This window comes from Asticcacaulis sp. (genome assembly GCF_027484505.1).
Taxonomy (GTDB): Bacteria; Pseudomonadota; Alphaproteobacteria; order Caulobacterales; family Caulobacteraceae; genus Asticcacaulis.
On the sequence record NZ_JAIXSV010000099.1, the window covers coordinates 25,343 to 42,942 of the forward strand.

Consider the following 17,600-nt stretch of genomic DNA (forward strand, 5'->3'; position numbering starts at 1 on the left):
GGCAACTCGGAGTCAAGTAAGTTTTAGCGCCCGCGCGTAGATATAGGAGGCGACAACCACGATCAGAGCCGAGCCGATCCCGGCGCTCAGAAAGACCCAATGCAGATATGCCGTCGGCATCATCAGCGCCGCGCCCAGCATGATCACGCCCGCCAGCATCATCACGGGTCCGGCCAGCCGATGCGTCTTGTACCACACCCGTTCGTCCGAAAGGGTCCAGGGCGTGCGCACCCCCACCAGATAGTTACGCTGCGCCTTGGGCATGAAGTTGCCGATCAGGATAAACAGCAAGCCCGGCCCCAGCAGCAAAGGCTGCACCGACAAGCCCCAGCCGAGGGCGTGACCAACGATAAACAGATGCCCGAATGCCAGAAGGGCGACAACCCCCATCCAGCTTACCGCATAGACCGAGGCGGAGCGTTCCAGCTTGCCCGTTTTGGGCTGCATGTAGGGCAGAACCCAGAGCAGCAGGGTGATCGCGGCCAGCGTCAGCGGCATGACCATCAGGGCCTGATCCCGCGGCATAAAGCCGTTTGCGGTGCCCGAAAGGTCGAAGTGTGTGCCCATCGGGCCCTCCGGAATCTGCGGACGTGCCCACAGGCTGAGGCCGGTGGTGACCGCGATCATCAGCAGGCTAAACAGTTTGGAAACCGGCCATTTTGCGTTCTGGGTCATGCCTTGTCCTCCGTGGCGCGCGGCAGGGGGGCCGGGGCGTCCTGACCGATGCGAAAGGCGCTCATCAGCGACATCACCGCCTCTTCGAGCACCGACAGGTTGAGGCGGTAGATCAGGGAGGTGCCCTGTCGCGTGACATCGACCAGTCCGGCGGCTTTTAGCGTCGCCAGATGACCCGACAGGGTGGGTTTGGACACGCTGACCCGTTCGGCAATGTCGCCGGCGCTCATCTCGCGTTCGCGCAGCATTTCAAGGATGTGCCGCCGCGTCGGGTCGCTCAGGGATTTATAGACCTCGGACATAGGACCTCTTGATTTGTTATTTTGGCAAATACCAAATTATAAGAAGGCTGTCAAATACGCATATAATACCAACGGCCGAAGATGCTGACCTCATCCGGCCGTTGAAGACACGAGACTGTCTCATATGTGTCGGTGACATGAGACAGTCTCGAAAGGCATACCAAGAGTCATTTTCAATGACCCTTGGTATAATCTCATCACTGTGTATTCTTTTTGTTCCGCTCAGTCTTTTGTTAAGAGGCGCAAACCTATAGAATGGCCCCATGCCCGCTATTGCCTATCCCATCGCGCACAACGCGCTCGACATCGTCCTCAACTGGAGTGGGGGTGGGTTGGCTTCCGCTGAGCGCGAACGCGCGGCGAGAGACATGTGCGGCAAGGACGTGACCTTTGTACGCGAAACGCTCGATCCGGGCTTTCCCAGCGAAGAAGCGGCACGGGCGCAGTATGAAACCCTGCTGACGCAGCCGTTTGCGACCCTGATCTGCACGTTTGAGCGGGTGCAGAAACCGCGCCGGGTTGAGCCGCAGATGCGCGACGGCCGCCGCTGGCCCAAGCCCGAAGCGGCTCCGGTGGCGCAATGGAAGCTGTGCGTCAGCTACTGGAAGATCGGGACGGCGCGCCCGGCACCTAAGCCGTCATCGGCGATTACCCCGCACCTTCAGGCGCGCGCCGTGCGCAAAAAAGCGCTGGACGTACCGCTGACCCCTGAGGAGGTGCAGGCTCTGGCCCACGCCCCGCTGATGGCCTACCGCCAGCAAAAGACTCTGGATATGGGCCTGTTCGAATTCGTCCTGCCGGAAAACCCGGATATTATCATCGCGGATGAGTAGGTTTTAGCCACGAAAAACACGAAAAGGCACGAAAAGGGGGAAGCGTGCAGGAACTGCTTTTTAGAGACGAAGTCTTTGCTATTCAGGGTGCCGTTTTCGAAGTCAGCCGCCATATGGGCACAGGCTTTCTGGAAGCGGTTTATCAGGAATGTCTGGCCAGAGAGTTTGTCAGACGAGACATTCCTTTTACCGCCCAGAAAATACTGAACCTCGCCTATAAGGGCGAGGTTCTTACTCAGCATTATCAACCCGATTTTGTCTGTTACGATCAGATTATCGTAGAGCTGAAATGCGTTTCGGCGATTACCGATGCGCACCGGGCTCAAATACTTAATTACCTGAAAGCAACGGACCTACGACTGGGTTTGCTTGTTAATTTCGGCCGTCATCCCAAGGCGCAAATTGAACGATTTGCGCTCTGATTTCGTGCCTTTTCGTGTTTTTCGTGGCCAAACCTACTTCGGGGCTTTTTTGGCTAGGATGCGCTGTAGCGTCCGCCGGTGCATGTTCAGGCGGCGGGCGGTTTCCGAGACATTCTGATTACACAGGGCATAAACGCGCTGAATATGCTCCCAGCGCACGCGGTCGGCCGACATGGGGTTTTCCGGCGGGGCCGGAGCATGGTCTTCGACCGCCAGCAGCGCCTTAACGACGTCATCAGCATCGGCGGGCTTGGACAGATAATCCACGGCGCCTGACTTCACCGCCGCCACCGCCGTGGCGATATTGCCGTAGCCGGTCAGCATGATGGCGCGCGCATCGGGGCGTTTGGCGTGCAGGGCCTCAACGGCCTTAAGTCCATTGCCGTCTTCGAGGCGCATATCCATCACCCCAAAGGCCGGCGGGCTGGCCTCGATGACCTTCAACGCCTCGGCCACGCTTTCGACCGCCGTGACGGTGAAGCCGCGGGATTCCAGTGCGCGGGCCAGACGCTGACGAAAGGGTGCATCGTCATCCAGCAGCAACAGGGTGCGGTCGGTCAGGGTGGCGATCTTCTGCTCGATGGCGGTTTTCACATCATCCATAACAAGCTCCTTATTCTACGGGGTAATCTCTGGGGGTTAATCTCTGGATAGCGGTGCGATGTCACCGCCAAAATCTTGCGAAACGATCACGTCTATCTGTTCGCGCCGCCACAGGGCGCGCACATAGGCACCGCCGCTGTCGCGATTGCCATAGGTGACGCTGGCACCTGTATGCTCCAGCAGGGTCTTGGCGATAAAGAAGCCCAGACCCATGCCGCCGTGCATAGATGTTTCCGGCCGTGAGTCGTGGCCGCGCGTCGAAATATAGGGATCACCGACGCGCGACAGGATTTCCGGCGCGAAGCCGGGACCGTCGTCTTCGATCGACAGGGTGACATAGGCCTTGCGGATACGCACGCGGACCCAGACGGCGGTGCGCGCAAAATCAACAGCGTTTTCGACAAAGGCCCCCAGTGCGTGCAGCCACTCTGGGCGGCGCTTGATCGACACATACTGACCGGGGTCTTCGCCGTCGGGCACCTCGTCCATACTGATTTCGATATGGATGGCCTTGCCTTCGTTGCGGAAGGGCTGCACCGCCTCTTCGAAAAAGACGCGAAGCGGCATCTGGTCATGGACCTGATCACGGGTTTCCGGTCGGCGGGCGAGGTTTTTGAGGATGTCACGACAGCGCTGGCTTTGCGAAACCAGCAGTTCGGCGTCTTCATAAAGCGCTGTGCCGGGTTTCAGACTGCGTAGCATTTCGCGCGCCACCACCTGAATGGTCCCCAAAGGCGTGCCCAGCTCATGCGCCGCCGCTGCCGCCAGTCCGCCCAGCGCCGACAGGCGGTGTTCCTTTTCCAGAACCGCCTGCGTGGCCGCTAGCGCCTGCGCCATGCGCTTGGACTCCAGCGCCGCCTGCCACGTATAGCCCGCCGTAAAGACGATGCCGATGATAATGGCGGCCAGAAAGCCCAGACGATAGATTTGCGGCAGATGAAACGCTTGCCCGTCCGGCCACGGCAGGGGCAGCGACCAGAAGGCCATGGCACAGGTGGCCAGCACCGCCACCGCCACCACGCCGAAGCCGTAGCGCGTCGGAAGGTTGGCCGCCGCCACGGTCGCCGGGGCAATCAGCATCAGGCAGAAGGGGTTGTCGAGCCCGCCGGTCACGGCCAGCAGGGCCGACAGTTGCACGCAGTCAAAGCTCAGTTGCAGGGCCGCATCCCAGTCGTCGAGCCGCTGCCGCCGGTCGTTGAACATCAGAAGCAGATTGAGCCACAGACTGGCAGCAATCATGGCCAGACAGGGCCACAGGTTCAGATCATGACCAAAGCCGAGCGACACCACGGCGATCATCACGCTCTGGCCCAGTATGGCCAGCCAGCGCAGACCCACCAGCGTGCGCAGCCTTAAGCCATCGGCCCCGTGCGACAGGGGGACGGGCGAAAAGTCGGCCCAGGAAAAGGGCGTGCGATCTTTTGCCGCAGCCGGGGGCGCGGTGAAGGAAGACAGGAAACTGATAATCCGTTGGCGCACGTTGCGGGTTCGCCTATAGAACTTGCGGGTATGGCCCCTTTATGCGCCTTCGTGCCGCATGACCATGTGACACATTTGCGCATCTGAGCAGAGAAGACATAGGATGAATCGCACACGTCTGACAATCATTGCGGTATTGGTGATCGGCCTCGGCGCGCTGGCGGTGGCCATGTGGAGTTCGATGCTGGGGCAAAAGCCGGTGGCGAGCCGCACGATCGACTCGGCCTACAGCATCGGTGGGCCGTTCGCCCTGACCGATCAGTACGGCAAGCCGCAGACGGAAGCGATTTTGAAGGGCAAATGGACCGCGGTCTTCTTCGGCTTCACCTACTGCCCCGACATCTGCCCGCTGACCCTGCAATCGCTCGATCAGACGCGCAAAAAGCTGGGTAAGGACGGTGAAAACCTGCAATTCGTCTTCATCACGGTCGATCCGGAACGCGACACCCCCGAAGCCATGAAGGCCTATCTGGAATCCGGCGGCTTCCCCAGGGGCGTTATCGGCCTGACCGGCACGCCGGAACAGATTGCGGCGGCCGCCCGCGCCTATCGCGCCACCTACAACAAGGTCGGCGAAGGCAAGGACTACACGATGAACCACACCTCTGTGGTCTATCTGATGAACCCGCGCGGCGAATTTGCTGTGCCCCTGGCGCACGGTATGCCTATCGACAAAGCCACCAGCGACATCAAGCAGGCGATGAAGGCGTACTGAAAGGCCTTTAATCGTCCAGTCCCAGACCGTCCATGATCTGCGGGAGGCACGTTTCGATACGTGCGTCCCGCGTTTTCGACTGTTTGGCTGAGGAAAAATGCAGCAGATAGGCGCGCTGACGTCCCGGCGTCAGGCCAAAAAACGCCTCTTTCAGGGCCGTGTTACCTTCAAGACGTGCGCGAAACTCATCCGGCATCGCAAAGGCTTCGGTCTTTTTGAAATCGACCTTCAGCCCGGCCTGTTCGACGGTAATCGCGGCTTCGACATAGGCTCTCAGCGTGGCGGCCTTATCCGTGATCTGATCGACGGAGGTAAAGCGAATCTGGCGCGCCGACTGCACATTTTCGGTCTGCTGGATCAAAAGACCTTGCGGATCGGGCATCAGCGCGCCCTTCATAAACAGCAGGGCGCAATAGTCCTTAAAGCCGTGCATCAGCACCACATTGGCCTTGCCCAGTGTGTAGCAGGGCTGCCCCCATTTCAGCTCTTCGCCCAGCGGGACCTGACGCAGGATAGCGCGCAAGGCTTCAAACTCAGCGCGCCAGCGCTCGGCGCGCTGCATAAAGGCATCCACCTTGGGGTTGCGTGCGTTGTCCATCCTGTTGCCTCGCTGTTTCAATACAGATAGCCTCACCGCAAATTGGGCCCAAGGGTGGACCTCTGTGCACCTTCACGGCTTTTTGTTTCGCATCTGCGAAGAGAAGACTCGTAACCTCTTGGCAGCATCCTTATGTTAGCCTTGTCATCACGACAGACGACACGAGTTTTTTTGCAATGCTGTACCTGCTGCATGAGATGGCCTATTATTCCGCCGGTCCCTGGCGCGCCGTGGCGCAGGCCAGCCGCGACTTCTGGGGCAATAAGGCCAACCCGATTTCCGATACCGAATTCGGGCGCAAGATGTACGCGTCGGCGGAGCTGTTCAGCACGGTGACCCGCCGTTATGGCAAGCCTGACTGGCGTCTCGATACGGTCGAAATCAACGGCACGCCGGTGCGGGTTCAGGTGGTGGAGGACTGGGCCTCGCCGTGGTGCAAGCTGATCCGTTTTCAGCGCGACCCCACCGATCTGCGCCGTGCCGGGGTGAAAAAGCCCGCCCCCGCCGTGCTGGTCGTCGCCCCTTTGTCGGGCCACTACGCCACCCTGCTGCGCGGCACGGTGCAGGAATTCCTGCTCGATCACGACGTCTATGTCACCGACTGGGTCAATGCGCGTCAGGTGCCGGTGCTGGAAGGGCGTTTCGACTTCTACAGCTTTATCGACCATGTACGCGACATGTTGCGGGCCATCGGCGCGCGGGCGCACGTCGTCGCCGTCTGTCAGCCGGGGCCGCCGGTGCTGGCCGCCGCCTGCCTGATGTCGGAAGACAAGGACCCGCTGCGGCCGGCCTCCATGACCTTCATGGGCTCGCCGATTGACGCCCGCTACAATCCGACCGTGACCAATGATCTGGCGCAGGAAAAGCCCTTCACCTGGTTCAAGTCGAACATGGTCCACACCGTGCCGCCGCCCTATCCGGGCGTAGGCCGTCGCGTCTATCCGGGCTTTGTGCAGCTCTATTCCTTCATGAGCATGAACGAGGAACGGCATAAGGACGCCCACTGGGCCTATTTCAATTCTTTGGTCGATGATGACGGCGACGGCATCGAAAAGCACCTCGAATTCTACGATGAGTATCTGTCGGTCCTCGACCTGACCGAAGAATTCTATCTTCAGACCATCGACCTGGTGTTCCAGAAGTTCGCCCTGCCCAAGGGGGAACTGATCCACCACGGCCGCCCGGTCCGCCTTGAGGCTGTCACCGATATCGCCCTGATGACCGTCGAAGGCGAGAAGGACGATATTTCCGGCGTGGGTCAGACTCAGGCCGCCCATGAGATGTGTAAGAACATCCCGCAGGACATGCGCGAGCTGTATGTGCAGCCGGGGGCGGGCCATTATGGGGTCTTCAATGGCCGCCGTTTCCGTCAGGAAATCTATCCGCGCATCCGCGACTTCATCGCCCGCAGCGAGGCCGCGCTTTAAGTGTTGGGGCTCAAACGGGCAAAACCGGCCTATGAGGGGGGGCAGGTCATCGACTGCGGCGACTTTCGCCTGCGTCTGAAGGTCAATGCCCGCGCCCGGCGTATCTCTCTGCGCATCGACAACAAGACGGGCGAGGCGGTGGTGACCGCGCCACGCCCGCGGGATCTGGCGCAGGCCGTTGATTTTGCCCTCAGCCGCACCCAGTGGATCACCGAACATCAGACGGCGCGGCCCGACAGGCTCCTATTCACACCCGACAGCGATATCCCCTATCTTGGGGCACAACTGCGTCTGGTCCATTCGGGCAATGCGGCCGCCGCGCGTATGGTCGGCGGCATCCTGACGGCGGGCGGTGAGGGTGAGGCCTTCCACCGCCGCATCGAGCGGTTTTTGCGCAAAGAGGCGCTGGAATTTGCCCAGACCCATACGGACATCTATGCCCAAAGGCTTGGCTATGCCGATGTGAAGGTGTCGCTGTTCGACGCCAAGGGCCGCTGGGGTTCGTGCACGCCGGGGCGCAAAGCCATCCGCCTGAGCTGGCGGCTGATCCTCGCGCCGGAGCCGATCTTTGCCTATGTCTGCGCCCACGAAGCTGCGCATCTGAGGCACCCTGACCATTCCGACCGTTTCTGGGCCGAGGTCGAAGGGCTGTATGGCGATTATAGCGCCGCCCGCCGCTGGCTGAAGACCGAGGGCGTGCAGCTCTTTGCCTATGGGACTTGACTCATCGCGCTAACGCGCGTACTTAACCGATAAGTTATTTAACATTCTGGTTAAGTGTATGCCTGCATCTCCCGACCACCTGTCTGTGACCCTCAATGCCCTGGCCGATCCGACGCGCCGGGCCATTCTGGCGCGACTGTCGCTGGGCGAAACCACGGTCAATGATCTGGCGGAACCGTTCGATATGAGCCTTCCTGCGGTGTCCAAGCATCTGAAAGTGCTGGAAAAGGCTGGGTTGATCAGCCGGGGCCGCGAAAAGCAGTGGCGCCCCTGCCGGCTGGAACCGGAACCGCTGAAGGAGGTCGATATGTGGCTCGCCAAATATCGCGCCATGTGGGAGGCGCGGCTTGACCGGCTGGAGGCCTATCTGACCCAGCTTCAGGCCGCCGCCGATACGCCTGCGCCGCCGGTGGTCAAAGACAAACCCGATGATACCCGGAAGGATGACCGCACATGATCACCCTAGCTTCCCGCCCCTCGGCGATGCTTTCGGATTTCGAGGTGACCTTCCCCAGCGAAATCGACATCGTGATGTTCCGCACCTTCAAGGCGCCGCGCGCTCTGGTCTGGGAGATGTGGACGAAGCCGGAGCACGTGCGCCAATGGTGGGGCCCGCACGGTTTCCACAACGATACCTGTGAGATGGATGTACGTCCCGGTGGCCGCTTTCGCCTCGGCATGGCAGCTCCGGATGGCACGCCCTGCCCCTGCGAAGGGACCTTTGTCGAAGTCGTTGCGCCGGAACGGCTGGTCTATGAAGGGATGCCGCACGTGCATCCGTGTGGCTCCGGCCTGCCGCCGGAATCGCGCGTGACCATAACCTTCAAGGAGGAGGGGGCGGGCACCCGCCTGACCCTGCACGCGCGCCTTCTGTCGCCGGAACGCAAGGATGCGGCCATTGAGCAGGGCTTTGCCGTCGGCTGGGCCGATGCCTTTGAACGCATGGAGACTTTGATGTCGGAACAACCCGCCGGGTTTGAGATTGTTACTTCGCACCGCTATGCGGCTTCGCCGGAAGCCCTGTTTGCCCTGTTTGCCGATCCGCAGCACCTCAAGCAGTGGTGGGGGCCTGACGGCTTTACCAACACCATCCCGGTGTTTGAATTCCGCGAAGGCGGTGAATTCCGCATCATCATGCACGGGCCGGATGGGCGCGATCACGACAATCACAAGCGCTTCGTCGAAATTGTCGAGAATGAACGCATCGTCTTCGACCATCTCCAGCCGACGCATCAGTTTCGTATGTCGGTCGAATTCCTCCCGGACGGTGAGCATACTGACATGATCTGGCGCATGGATTTTGCACCCTCCGAACAGGAGGAGCTGCTCAAGACCTTCATTCCGCAGGCCAATGAGCAGAACTTCCTGCGTCTGGATACCTATCTGAAAACCGGGAAACTCTAAGGGGGAGCCTATGCTGACGTTTATTCTGGGCCTGATCGGCCTTGCCATTGCCGGGGTGCTGCTGGTCGCAGCCTTACGGCCCAACCACTTCCGGCTTCAGCGCACGGCGACCATCGCGGCGTCGCCGGAAACCCTCTATGCCGAACTTGAAGACCTGCGCCGCTGGCAGACATGGTCGCCGTGGGAAGATATCGACCCGGCGCTGCGCCGTACCTATAGTGGCCCGGCCACCGGCACGGGATCTGTCTATGAGTGGGCGTCGGATAATGCCAAGGCCGGTGAAGGCCGCATGACCATCGCCGAAGCCCGTGTGCCCACCAAGCTGGTCATTCAACTCGACTTTATCAAACCCATCCGCGCCACCAATACCGCGGAATTCACCCTGCAAGCGCAGGACGGTGGCACCGTGGTGACCTGGGCCATGTATGGACCATCCCCCTTTGTCTCGCGTCTGTTCGGCCTGATCTTCAATATGGACAAGATGATCGGCGCCGATTTCGAAAAAGGCCTGTCACGCCTCAAAGCGCTGACGGAAAACCGATAAACCCCACAGAGGAGAAACTGCCGTGCGTATTGATGTCTATCTGAGTTTCAATGGCCAATGCGCCGAAGCCTTCGCCTTTTATCAGTCCGTGCTGGGCGGTGAACTGATGACCTTCCCGTTTTCCGCCGCGCCCGACATGCCCGTCGATCCGGCCTTAAAGGACTGGGTCATGCACGCCACGCTGAACACCGGCGAAGGGATTATTCAGGGCGCGGACTGCCCGCCCGAATACGGCCCGGCCAACCCGTCCGGCTTCTGCGTGTCCATTCAGCCGCACACCGTCGAAGAAACGCAACGCATCTGGGACGGCCTGACGAAAGATGCGAAGGCGGTCAACATGCCGCTTGCGCCGACCTTCTGGTCGCCGATGTTCGGCATGTTTATCGACAAATATGGCCAGCCGTGGATGATCAATACGGTGGCTGACGAAGCCTTCGTCGCTGCCAACACCCCAAAATAAAAACACATCCAAAACAAGAATCCTTGCCGCTCTTCCGTGACCCGGAAGGGAAGGGCGGCGCCTTGCCTGAATCTCAAAGGAAACGAAAAAATGACCCCGCAACCCGCAACCCCGATTGCTGACCGTGAACTGGTGCTTGAGCGCGTATTGAAGGCCCCGCGCGCCCTTGTCTGGCGCTGCTGGACCGACCCGAAGCTGCTGGCCGAATGGTTCTGCCCCAAGCCGTGGTATATTGATCAGGTCGAACTGGACGTGCGCACAGGCGGCAGCAATGCCTTCGTCATGCACGGCCCAAATGGCGAGGTCGTCCCCAATCGCGGCGTCTATCTCGAAGTCATCGAAAACGAAAAGCTGGTCCTGACCGACGCCTATGTGACGGCGTGGGAGCCCTCGGAAGCCCCGTTTATGACCGCTATCATCACGCTGGAAGACACGCCCGAAGGCCATACGCGCTATGTCGCCAAGGCTCTGCACTGGTCGGTCGAAACCCGCAAGCAGCACGAACAGATGGGCTTTCATGAGGGCTGGGGTATCGCCACCGACCAGCTCGAAGCCCTCGCCCAATCCTTAAACGCATAGGTGACCCATGCGCCTTTTACCCTTCAGCTTCGGCCTTCTGGTGATGAATGCCGGACTGACCACCTGTTCGCAGCCCGCGGCGGAGAAGGTGTCTGACGTTCGGACTCTCAGGCCCGCCACCGTCCTGCCGCTTAAAACGAAATAAGGGAGACGCCCCATGACCCGCTCAATGACCCCGCACACTATGAGCCTGACGCGCGACCTGGCCTTTCCGGTCGAAACCGTCTTCAAGGCGTGGTCGGACCCTGCGGCCAAGGCCCAGTGGTTCACCGGCCCGCCGGACTGGGACAGCGACCCGCATGAGCTTGATTTCCGCGTCGGCGGGCATGAGCGCAGCAGCGGTGGCCCCAAGGGCCAGCCGCGCCACATCATGTCGGCCGTCTTTCACGATATTGTGCCGCCCGAAGGGGGGCCCGAAGACACGGTAGCGCGCATTATCTCCAGCTTCACCATGCACGTGGGGGACACCCTGCTCACCGCTTCGTTGATGACCCTGGAATTCACCACCACGGCGACCGGTTCACGGTTGGACCTGACCGAACAACTGGCCTTCCTCGACGGCTGCGACCACATTGCGGATCGTGAGGCCGGGACCAATGGCCTGCTCGATATGCTGGAAGCGTGGCTCAACCGGCAATGACCATGACCTGATCTGTCTCTGCCATCAGAGGGCGGCTAAAGTGGTTGCGTATTTCAGGCGCTATCGCAGCGGTTGCTCATGCAAGTGGTGTAGATTAAGGTGGTGGCCATGACCGCACCTCTTAGCCAAGCCATTGAAAATCTTTACGAGGCTTTTGAAGCGCCGCGCCCAAGGCATATTGACGGTTGCCCGTGTTGTTCGGATCGCAAGAAAGTACGTAATGATCACAAGCCGTTACGTGAATTGACGGGCGACGATCTTGGCGCTTACACCGTGTCCTTGTTTCTGACAGTGGGTAGTGTGGTGGACTTCAAATACTATCTGCCGCGGATTTTTGAAATCAGCACCGCCGATGAGGATTGGTGGCCATCCGTCGAAATCGTACTCGACAAGCTGCGGCTTGGTGAGTGGCTAAAATGGCCACAGTTTGAGAAGCAAGCCGTTCAGACTTTTCTCGACAGTTGGTTCCAGGAACGCCTTGATGACACAACTTCGGAAATAGACGAGTTTAATCTGGATCAACGCCTCGATGATTTGTTGTGTGGGCTTTCAAAAGCGGGAATCGCTTTGAAGCCATATCTCAATCGCTTATCGACATATGAAAAGGCCTTGAAGGCTGTCTGGCATGTGAACGCCGATACACTGGAAAGCCGTAACCGCCTATCCAATGCTTTTTGGGAGGCGGACTCAAAAGATGCCAACGAGGTCATGGCTTTCCTTAGGTCGCCTGAGGTTCAGGCTATTGTGAAAGCCTAAATCCACCCGTCGGCCTTCAGCACCTTCTGATAGGAGCGGCTGACGGGGGCTTCGATATCGCCGCGCAGGGTGAGGCTGACGCGCCCGTCCTGCCGGCGGATGTCTTCGATGGCGTCGCGGGCCACCCACCACGAACGGTGCGTCTGAGAGCCTTCGATCCCTTCCAGTTCACGGATGGCGTCGTAAAGCCGCATCAGGATCAGCGTGCTTCCGGCGCTGGTGTGCACCCGCAGATAATGGTCCTCAGCCGACAGAGCGTAGATGTCGGCCTTCTGATGCTTGAACGGCAAGCGCTCACGAAAGGCCACGCGCGCCGGATCAGCCGGGGTTTCGCGTTCGGTGGGCGGGGGTGCCGCGAAGGCATGGCTTTGCTGCGGTTCGCGGTTGCTCAGCACATTCAGCGTCGTCATGGCAGCGGAGATAACGCCGACCGGCACAAAGAAGCGCGGATAGAGGGCGATGTCCCAGCGCATATGGCCAAACAGGGGGGTGATGGCCCACACGGCCAGCGAAATGGATGGCGTCAGAAGCACGGTCAGCACGAGGCCATACAGCCACGGTCGCCCTTCCAGATGCAGACGGTGGCGGATCACCTGCATGCCAAAACGATCGACGCCCACCGCCACCAGTGACCCGGCCAGCATCAGCGCCGCCCAGTAAACGAAGCGCATCACAAAGGGAATCTGACCGGTATTGAAGGCATTAATCAGGCTGAGGAACAGGGCCATGCCCAGCGAGGCCGCCAGTATGCGCCCGACCCCGGACAGGGTTTCCGACCAGGCGGGCTGTGCATTTGGCGAAGCGTGAACGGTCGATCCCGTCGTTTCGCGCAGTGACGCCTTCTGTTCGCGCATCCGTCTCCCCGTAGCCGATAAGCCCAGTCTAATTGCCGTGAAGCGGTCGCAACGCACAAGTCAATTTTCACGGAATTTCCCATGTCTTCGCATCAATCTACGCCCAAACGAGCCTATGCCTATTCGTTCGTTTGGAAGTTCATCAGCGCTCTGGCTTTGACCGGCGGTCTCATATTGATTTCGGTGCTGGTGTCCGGCGGTGATTTCAGCGGACTGACCCGCCTTTTTGAAAACGCGCATCTGCACGCTCCGAACCTGCGCGCCATTGCCGAGTCGTCACTGGCCACGCAAATCCATCTGAGCGCGGCGATTACGGCCTTTATTATAGGTCTCTATCAGTTGCTGGGGCCGAAGGGGCGCACGCCGCACCGTCTGCTGGGCTACATCTGGCTGGCGCTCATGCTGACGGCGGCAATTTCCAGCTTCTGGCTGCGCGGGCTCAACCACGGTATGTTCAGCTTTATTCATATCCTGTCGGGCTGGACGGTGGTGGTGGCGCCGATGATCCTTTATGCGGCGCGCACCAAAAACATCAAACGCCATCGCAATATGGCCACGGGCCTGTTTATGGGTGGGTTGGTTGTGGCGGGCCTGTTTGCCTTTATGCCGGGCCGCCTGCTGTGGCATGTGTTTTTCGGATAACCAGAATAACCCGCCTTAAGCGTTTTGATTTTGAAAACGACGTGCTAGGTTTGGTTTCGAAATGGCGGCGGGACCAGCAAGATGACCGATCAGACGCAACCGGCCTCTCCGGGATGGAAAACGCACCTCTGTCTGGTCCTGCTGCTGATCGTCTATGTCTTCAACTTTGTTGATCGCCAGATTCTCTCCATCCTCGCTCAGCCGATCAAGGCCGAGCTGAACCTGACCGATGCGCAACTGGGCTGGCTGGGCGGGTTTGCCTTTGCCTTCGTCTATACCCTGCTGGGTATTCCGGCAGCGATTATCGCGCAGAGGGTCGGGCGGGTGCGCCTGATCACAGCGGCCCTGCTGGTGTGGAGCGCGGCCACGGCAGCCTGTGGTCTGGCCACCTCGTGGCTTACGCTCGCCTTGGGGCGGTTTGGCGTCGGCGTCGGTGAGGCGGGCGGTGTCGCGCCGTCACAAAGCCTGATCAGCGACCTCTATCCGCCGGCCCATCGCGCCAGAGCCATGGCGGTCTTTTCGCTGGGCGTGCCGCTGGGGTCAGGGCTGGGCATTATGTTCGGCGGGCTTCTGGCAGCGACCTTCGACTGGCGGCACGCCTTCGTGACCATTGGTCTGGCGGGTGTGCTGTTTGCCCCGCTGTTCTTCTTCGGCACGCGTCGTCATGAGCCCCGGACTCAGGCCGATCCGGTCCCGGCGCGCGATCGTCTGCGCCGCCTGATGCGCAACCGCTCACTATGGCTGATTTCGCTGGGTGCGTCGCTGTCTTCGGTGATTGGCTATGGGCTGATGTTCTGGCTGCCCTCGGTCTTTATGCGCTCATTCAAAGCGACGCTGATGTCGGCCTCTTTCAGCTTTGGTCTGATCGTGCTGATCGGCGGGGCTATCGGTATTCTGGGCGGCGGGTTTGTCGCGGATCGTTTAGGCGCGAAATCGCCGCGCGCCTTCGCGCTGGTGCCCGCAGTGGCTTATCTTCTGTGCATCCCGACCTACGGGCTGGTGCTGCTGATGCCGGGTCTGGCCTTCGATACGGCGGCAGGGTTTGCTTTGCTGATCCTCGCTCAGGCGCTGGGTCTGGTGTGGATGGGGCCGGTGATCGCCAGCCTGCACCACGTGGTCGAGCCGCATGACCGCGCGCTGGCCTCAGCCGTGTTTCTGTTCGTCACCAATATCATCGGTCTCGGCTTCGGCTCATGGATTATGGGCGCGATTTCGGATTATTTATCATATAATTATGCGGCAAATGCGTTGAAAATGGCTGTGACTGGCGGCCTTGCCTTCTACGCGCTGGGGGCCGCGTGTTTTCTTCTGACAGCGCTTACCCTTAAGTCAGACTGGAAAACGGCCCCGATTTCCGTCTGAGCCCGCCGCGACAGTGGCAAAAATCAGCGATCTTGCGGTTGCACAACGCCGGACGGGTCTTTATAACCCCACCCCGTCGGTGCGGGCAAAGACGTCCGTGCCCCCAAGGTCGCCGAGCTGTGCGCCGCACGGCTTGTATTTCCTCGCTGGTATCGCTAACACGGGCCAGCATCCCATTTGATAAGACCGGTTCCATGAACATTCACGAGCATCAAGCCAAGGCCGTACTCAAGGAGTTCGGCGTCGCCGTTCCGCGCGGCTATCCCGCCTTTTCGCCCAAGGAAGCCCTTGAGGCCGCCAAGAACCTGAAGGACGATTCCACCAAGGTGTGGGTCGTCAAGTCGCAAATCCACGCCGGTGGCCGCGGTAAGGGCCGCTTCGAAGGCCTTGGCCCCGACGCCAAGGGCGGCGTGCGCGTCGTCAAGTCGCCGGCCGACGTCGAAGCCAATGCCGACGAAATGCTGGGCCGCGTGCTGGTGACCCATCAGACGGGGCCGGCGGGCAAGCAGGTCAACCGCCTGTACATCGAAGAAGGCGCGGACATCAAAAAGGAGCTGTATCTGTCGCTCCTCGTCGATCGCGTCTCGTCGCGTATCTCGGTCGTTGCCTCGACCGAAGGCGGCATGGACATCGAAGAAGTCGCCCATTCGACCCCGGAAAAGATCCACTCCTTCACTATCGACCCGGCGACCGGCGTCTTCCCGGTGCATGGTCGCACTCTGGCTCACGCGCTGGGCCTGAAGGGTGATCTGGCCAAGCAGGGCTTCAAGCTGCTTCAGCAACTGTACGCGGCGTTCAACGCCAAGGACATGGACATGCTGGAAATCAACCCGCTGATCATCACCGGCGACGACCAGCTTCTGGTGCTGGACGCCAAGGTGTCGTTCGATTCCAACTCGCTGTTCCGTCACCCGGACATTCAGGCCCTGCGCGACCTGAGCGAAGAAGACGCCAAGGAAATCGAAGCCTCAAAGTTCGACCTCTCCTATATCGCCCTTGACGGCGAAATCGGCTGCATGGTCAACGGTGCCGGTCTGGCCATGGCCACGCTCGACATCATCAAGCTCTATGGGTCCGAGCCCGCCAACTTCCTCGATGTCGGCGGTGGCGCGACCACCGAAAAGGTGACGGCGGCGTTTAAGATCATCACCTCGGACCCCAAGGTGAAGGGCATTCTGGTCAACATCTTCGGCGGCATCATGAAGTGCGACATCATCGCCACCGGCGTTATCGCCGCGGTGAAGGAAGTCGGCCTGAAGGTGCCTCTGGTGGTGCGCCTCGAAGGCACCAATGTCGAACTCGGCAAGAAAATCATCAACGAAAGCGGCCTGAACGTGATCGCCGCCGACGATCTGGCCGATGCGGCCGCCAAGATCGTCAAGGCTGTGAAGGGCTAAGGTTAGAGCAATGTCTGTACTGATCAATTCGCAAACCAAGGTCATCACGCAGGGCTTCACCGGCGCGCAAGGCACCTTCCACTCCGAACAGGCCATTGCCTACGGCACCAAGGTCGTTGGCGGCGTGACCCCCGGCAAGGGCGGCACCACCCATATCGGCCTGCCGGTGTTTGACTCTGTGGCCGAAGCCAAGGAGCGCACGGGTGCCGATGCTTCGGCCATCTACGTGCCGCCGCCCTTCGCGGCCGACGCCATCCTGGAAGCCATCGAAGCCGAAATCCCGCTGATCGTCTGCATCACCGAAGGCATTCCGGTGCTGGACATGGTGAAGGTGAAGCGCGCCCTGTCGGGTTCCAAGTCGCGCCTGATCGGGCCGAACTGCCCCGGCGTCCTGACGCCCAACGAGTGCAAGATCGGCATCATGCCGGGCAATATCTTCTCCAAGGGCTCGGTCGGCGTCGTTTCGCGTTCGGGCACGCTCACCTATGAAGCCGTGTTCCAGACGACCAATGCCGGTCTGGGTCAAACGACTGCCGTCGGCATTGGTGGTGACCCGGTCAAGGGCACCGAGTTCATCGACGTGCTGGAAATGTTCCTGGCGGACGACGAAACCAAGTCGATCATCATGATCGGTGAAATCGGCGGTTCGGCCGAAGAAGACGCCGCTCAGTTCCTGATCGACGAAGCCAAGCGCGGCCGTAAAAAGCCGATGGCCGGCTTCATCGCGGGCCGCACGGCGCCTCCGGGCCGCCGCATGGGCCACGCCGGTGCCATCATCTCAGGTGGCAAGGGCGGCGCGGAAGACAAGATCGCGGCCATGGAAGCGGCGGGCATCAAGGTGTCTCCGTCTCCGGCGGCGCTCGGCGAAACCCTCCTCAGCGTGCTGAAGGGTTAAGACCTGTTATACCTCCCCAGCTTGCTGGGGAGGGGGACCACGAAGTGGTGGAGGGGGCGAGTCTCAGACTCTGCCCTCTTCGTCATTTTAGATCGGTATGATTTTAGGTTGAAACAACACCTCACTTTAGCACCTCCCCTGATTTCAGGGGAGCCGGGCGGCCGGTGCCGCTGGCCCGAAGGGCCGGGTGGGGTTAAAGCAGCGGTATTTAACCCCACCGTCTTTGACGCCTGAGCGGCGTCAAATCCACCTCCCCTGAAATCAGGGGAGGTGCTTGAATTACGATTCCA

At 60.3% G+C, this 17,600-nt stretch carries 23 protein-coding genes; 17 read left to right on the forward strand and 6 right to left on the reverse strand.

The annotated features are described in order from the left end of the window. Positions 1–12: 12 nt before the first annotated feature. Together Q0072_RS06000 and Q0072_RS06005 are read right to left on the reverse strand one after the other, a co-directional pair. Positions 13–675, reverse strand: a complete 663-nt coding sequence (locus tag Q0072_RS06000) for an SdpI family protein (protein WP_298327147.1) — start codon at positions 673–675, stop codon at positions 13–15. Next, positions 672–977 (reverse strand): autorepressor SdpR family transcription factor, encoded by a 306-nt coding sequence (locus tag Q0072_RS06005; protein ID WP_298327150.1) that lies wholly within the window; start codon positions 975–977, stop codon positions 672–674. The genes Q0072_RS06000 and Q0072_RS06005 overlap by 4 nt, the downstream gene beginning before the upstream one ends. 263 nt (positions 978–1,240) lie before the next feature. Between Q0072_RS06005 and Q0072_RS06010 the strand changes: the two genes are divergently transcribed. Then, positions 1,241–1,810, forward strand: a complete 570-nt coding sequence (locus Q0072_RS06010) for a hypothetical protein (protein WP_298327153.1) — start codon at positions 1,241–1,243, stop codon at positions 1,808–1,810. A gap of 44 nt (positions 1,811–1,854) precedes the next feature. Further along, the gene (locus Q0072_RS06015) at positions 1,855–2,232 is read left to right on the forward strand and encodes a GxxExxY protein (protein WP_298327156.1); all 378 of its coding nucleotides are present in this window, start codon (positions 1,855–1,857) and stop codon (positions 2,230–2,232) included. 33 nt (positions 2,233–2,265) lie between these two features. On the opposite strand, the gene Q0072_RS06020 is transcribed toward Q0072_RS06015, so the two are convergent. Together Q0072_RS06020 and Q0072_RS06025 are read right to left on the reverse strand one after the other, a co-directional pair. Continuing rightward, complete coding sequence (locus tag Q0072_RS06020; protein WP_272739878.1) at positions 2,266–2,835, reverse strand: ActR/PrrA/RegA family redox response regulator transcription factor; 570 nt, start codon at positions 2,833–2,835, stop codon at positions 2,266–2,268. Between the two features lie 36 nt (positions 2,836–2,871). Further along, a complete protein-coding gene (locus tag Q0072_RS06025) occupies positions 2,872–4,314 on the reverse strand; it encodes an ActS/PrrB/RegB family redox-sensitive histidine kinase (protein WP_298327167.1) in 1,443 nt (480 codons plus the stop codon). A gap of 103 nt (positions 4,315–4,417) precedes the next feature. Here Q0072_RS06025 and Q0072_RS06030 point away from each other — a divergent pair, with 103 nt between their 5' ends. Next, the gene (locus tag Q0072_RS06030; protein WP_298327170.1) at positions 4,418–5,029 is read left to right on the forward strand and encodes an SCO family protein; all 612 of its coding nucleotides are present in this window, start codon (positions 4,418–4,420) and stop codon (positions 5,027–5,029) included. 7 nt (positions 5,030–5,036) lie between these two features. Here the strand turns inward: Q0072_RS06030 and Q0072_RS06035 are convergent, their stop codons facing one another. Beyond that, on the reverse strand, positions 5,037–5,627 hold the full coding sequence (locus tag Q0072_RS06035; RefSeq protein WP_298327174.1) for a DUF1801 domain-containing protein: 591 nt from the start codon (positions 5,625–5,627) through the stop codon (positions 5,037–5,039). A 176-nt stretch (positions 5,628–5,803) separates the two neighbouring features. Here Q0072_RS06035 and phaZ point away from each other — a divergent pair, with 176 nt between their 5' ends. The 10 genes from phaZ to Q0072_RS06085 all read left to right on the forward strand — a co-directional run bounded on the left by phaZ (position 5,804) and on the right by Q0072_RS06085 (position 12,160). Then, on the forward strand, positions 5,804–7,054 hold the full coding sequence (gene phaZ / locus Q0072_RS06040) for a polyhydroxyalkanoate depolymerase (protein WP_298327177.1): 1,251 nt from the start codon (positions 5,804–5,806) through the stop codon (positions 7,052–7,054). Continuing rightward, positions 7,055–7,777, forward strand: coding sequence for a SprT family zinc-dependent metalloprotease (locus Q0072_RS06045; protein ID WP_298327180.1), 723 nt, complete (start codon positions 7,055–7,057; stop codon positions 7,775–7,777). Between the two features lie 58 nt (positions 7,778–7,835). Beyond that, positions 7,836–8,234: a metalloregulator ArsR/SmtB family transcription factor gene (locus tag Q0072_RS06050; RefSeq protein WP_298327183.1), complete on the forward strand. Its 399-nt coding sequence runs from the start codon at positions 7,836–7,838 to the stop codon at positions 8,232–8,234. Then, positions 8,231–9,181, forward strand: a complete 951-nt coding sequence (locus Q0072_RS06055) for an SRPBCC family protein (protein ID WP_298327186.1) — start codon at positions 8,231–8,233, stop codon at positions 9,179–9,181. Before Q0072_RS06050 ends, Q0072_RS06055 begins: the two co-directional genes overlap by 4 nt. Positions 9,182–9,191: 10 nt before the next feature. Next, entirely contained in the window at positions 9,192–9,725 is a 534-nt protein-coding gene (locus Q0072_RS06060) for an SRPBCC family protein (RefSeq protein ID WP_298327189.1), read from the forward strand. A gap of 22 nt (positions 9,726–9,747) precedes the next feature. After that, on the forward strand, positions 9,748–10,185 hold the full coding sequence (locus Q0072_RS06065) for a VOC family protein (protein WP_298327192.1): 438 nt from the start codon (positions 9,748–9,750) through the stop codon (positions 10,183–10,185). 90 nt (positions 10,186–10,275) lie between these two features. After that, positions 10,276–10,764, forward strand: a complete 489-nt coding sequence (locus tag Q0072_RS06070; protein WP_298327194.1) for an SRPBCC family protein — start codon at positions 10,276–10,278, stop codon at positions 10,762–10,764. A gap of 7 nt (positions 10,765–10,771) precedes the next feature. Next, the gene (locus Q0072_RS06075; protein ID WP_298327196.1) at positions 10,772–10,909 is read left to right on the forward strand and encodes a hypothetical protein; all 138 of its coding nucleotides are present in this window, start codon (positions 10,772–10,774) and stop codon (positions 10,907–10,909) included. 12 nt (positions 10,910–10,921) lie between these two features. Next, positions 10,922–11,404: an SRPBCC family protein gene (locus tag Q0072_RS06080; RefSeq protein WP_298327198.1), complete on the forward strand. Its 483-nt coding sequence runs from the start codon at positions 10,922–10,924 to the stop codon at positions 11,402–11,404. A 108-nt stretch (positions 11,405–11,512) separates the two neighbouring features. Further along, complete coding sequence (locus tag Q0072_RS06085; RefSeq protein ID WP_298327199.1) at positions 11,513–12,160, forward strand: hypothetical protein; 648 nt, start codon at positions 11,513–11,515, stop codon at positions 12,158–12,160. On the opposite strand, the gene Q0072_RS06090 is transcribed toward Q0072_RS06085, so the two are convergent. Beyond that, a complete protein-coding gene (locus tag Q0072_RS06090; RefSeq protein ID WP_298327201.1) occupies positions 12,157–13,014 on the reverse strand; it encodes a LytTR family DNA-binding domain-containing protein in 858 nt (285 codons plus the stop codon). The two genes, Q0072_RS06085 and Q0072_RS06090, sit on opposite strands and share 4 nt — an antisense overlap. A gap of 81 nt (positions 13,015–13,095) precedes the next feature. Between Q0072_RS06090 and Q0072_RS06095 the strand changes: the two genes are divergently transcribed. The 4 genes from Q0072_RS06095 (at position 13,096) to sucD (ending at position 17,310) form a co-directional block, all read left to right on the forward strand. Beyond that, positions 13,096–13,656, forward strand: a complete 561-nt coding sequence (locus Q0072_RS06095) for a DUF2306 domain-containing protein (RefSeq protein WP_298327203.1) — start codon at positions 13,096–13,098, stop codon at positions 13,654–13,656. A gap of 81 nt (positions 13,657–13,737) precedes the next feature. Beyond that, complete coding sequence (locus tag Q0072_RS06100; RefSeq protein WP_298327206.1) at positions 13,738–15,018, forward strand: MFS transporter; 1,281 nt, start codon at positions 13,738–13,740, stop codon at positions 15,016–15,018. A gap of 194 nt (positions 15,019–15,212) precedes the next feature. Further along, positions 15,213–16,415, forward strand: coding sequence for an ADP-forming succinate--CoA ligase subunit beta (gene sucC, locus Q0072_RS06105; protein WP_041658401.1), 1,203 nt, complete (start codon positions 15,213–15,215; stop codon positions 16,413–16,415). A gap of 10 nt (positions 16,416–16,425) precedes the next feature. Continuing rightward, positions 16,426–17,310, forward strand: a complete 885-nt coding sequence (sucD, locus tag Q0072_RS06110; RefSeq protein WP_013477770.1) for a succinate--CoA ligase subunit alpha — start codon at positions 16,426–16,428, stop codon at positions 17,308–17,310. Positions 17,311–17,600 lie beyond the last annotated feature (290 nt).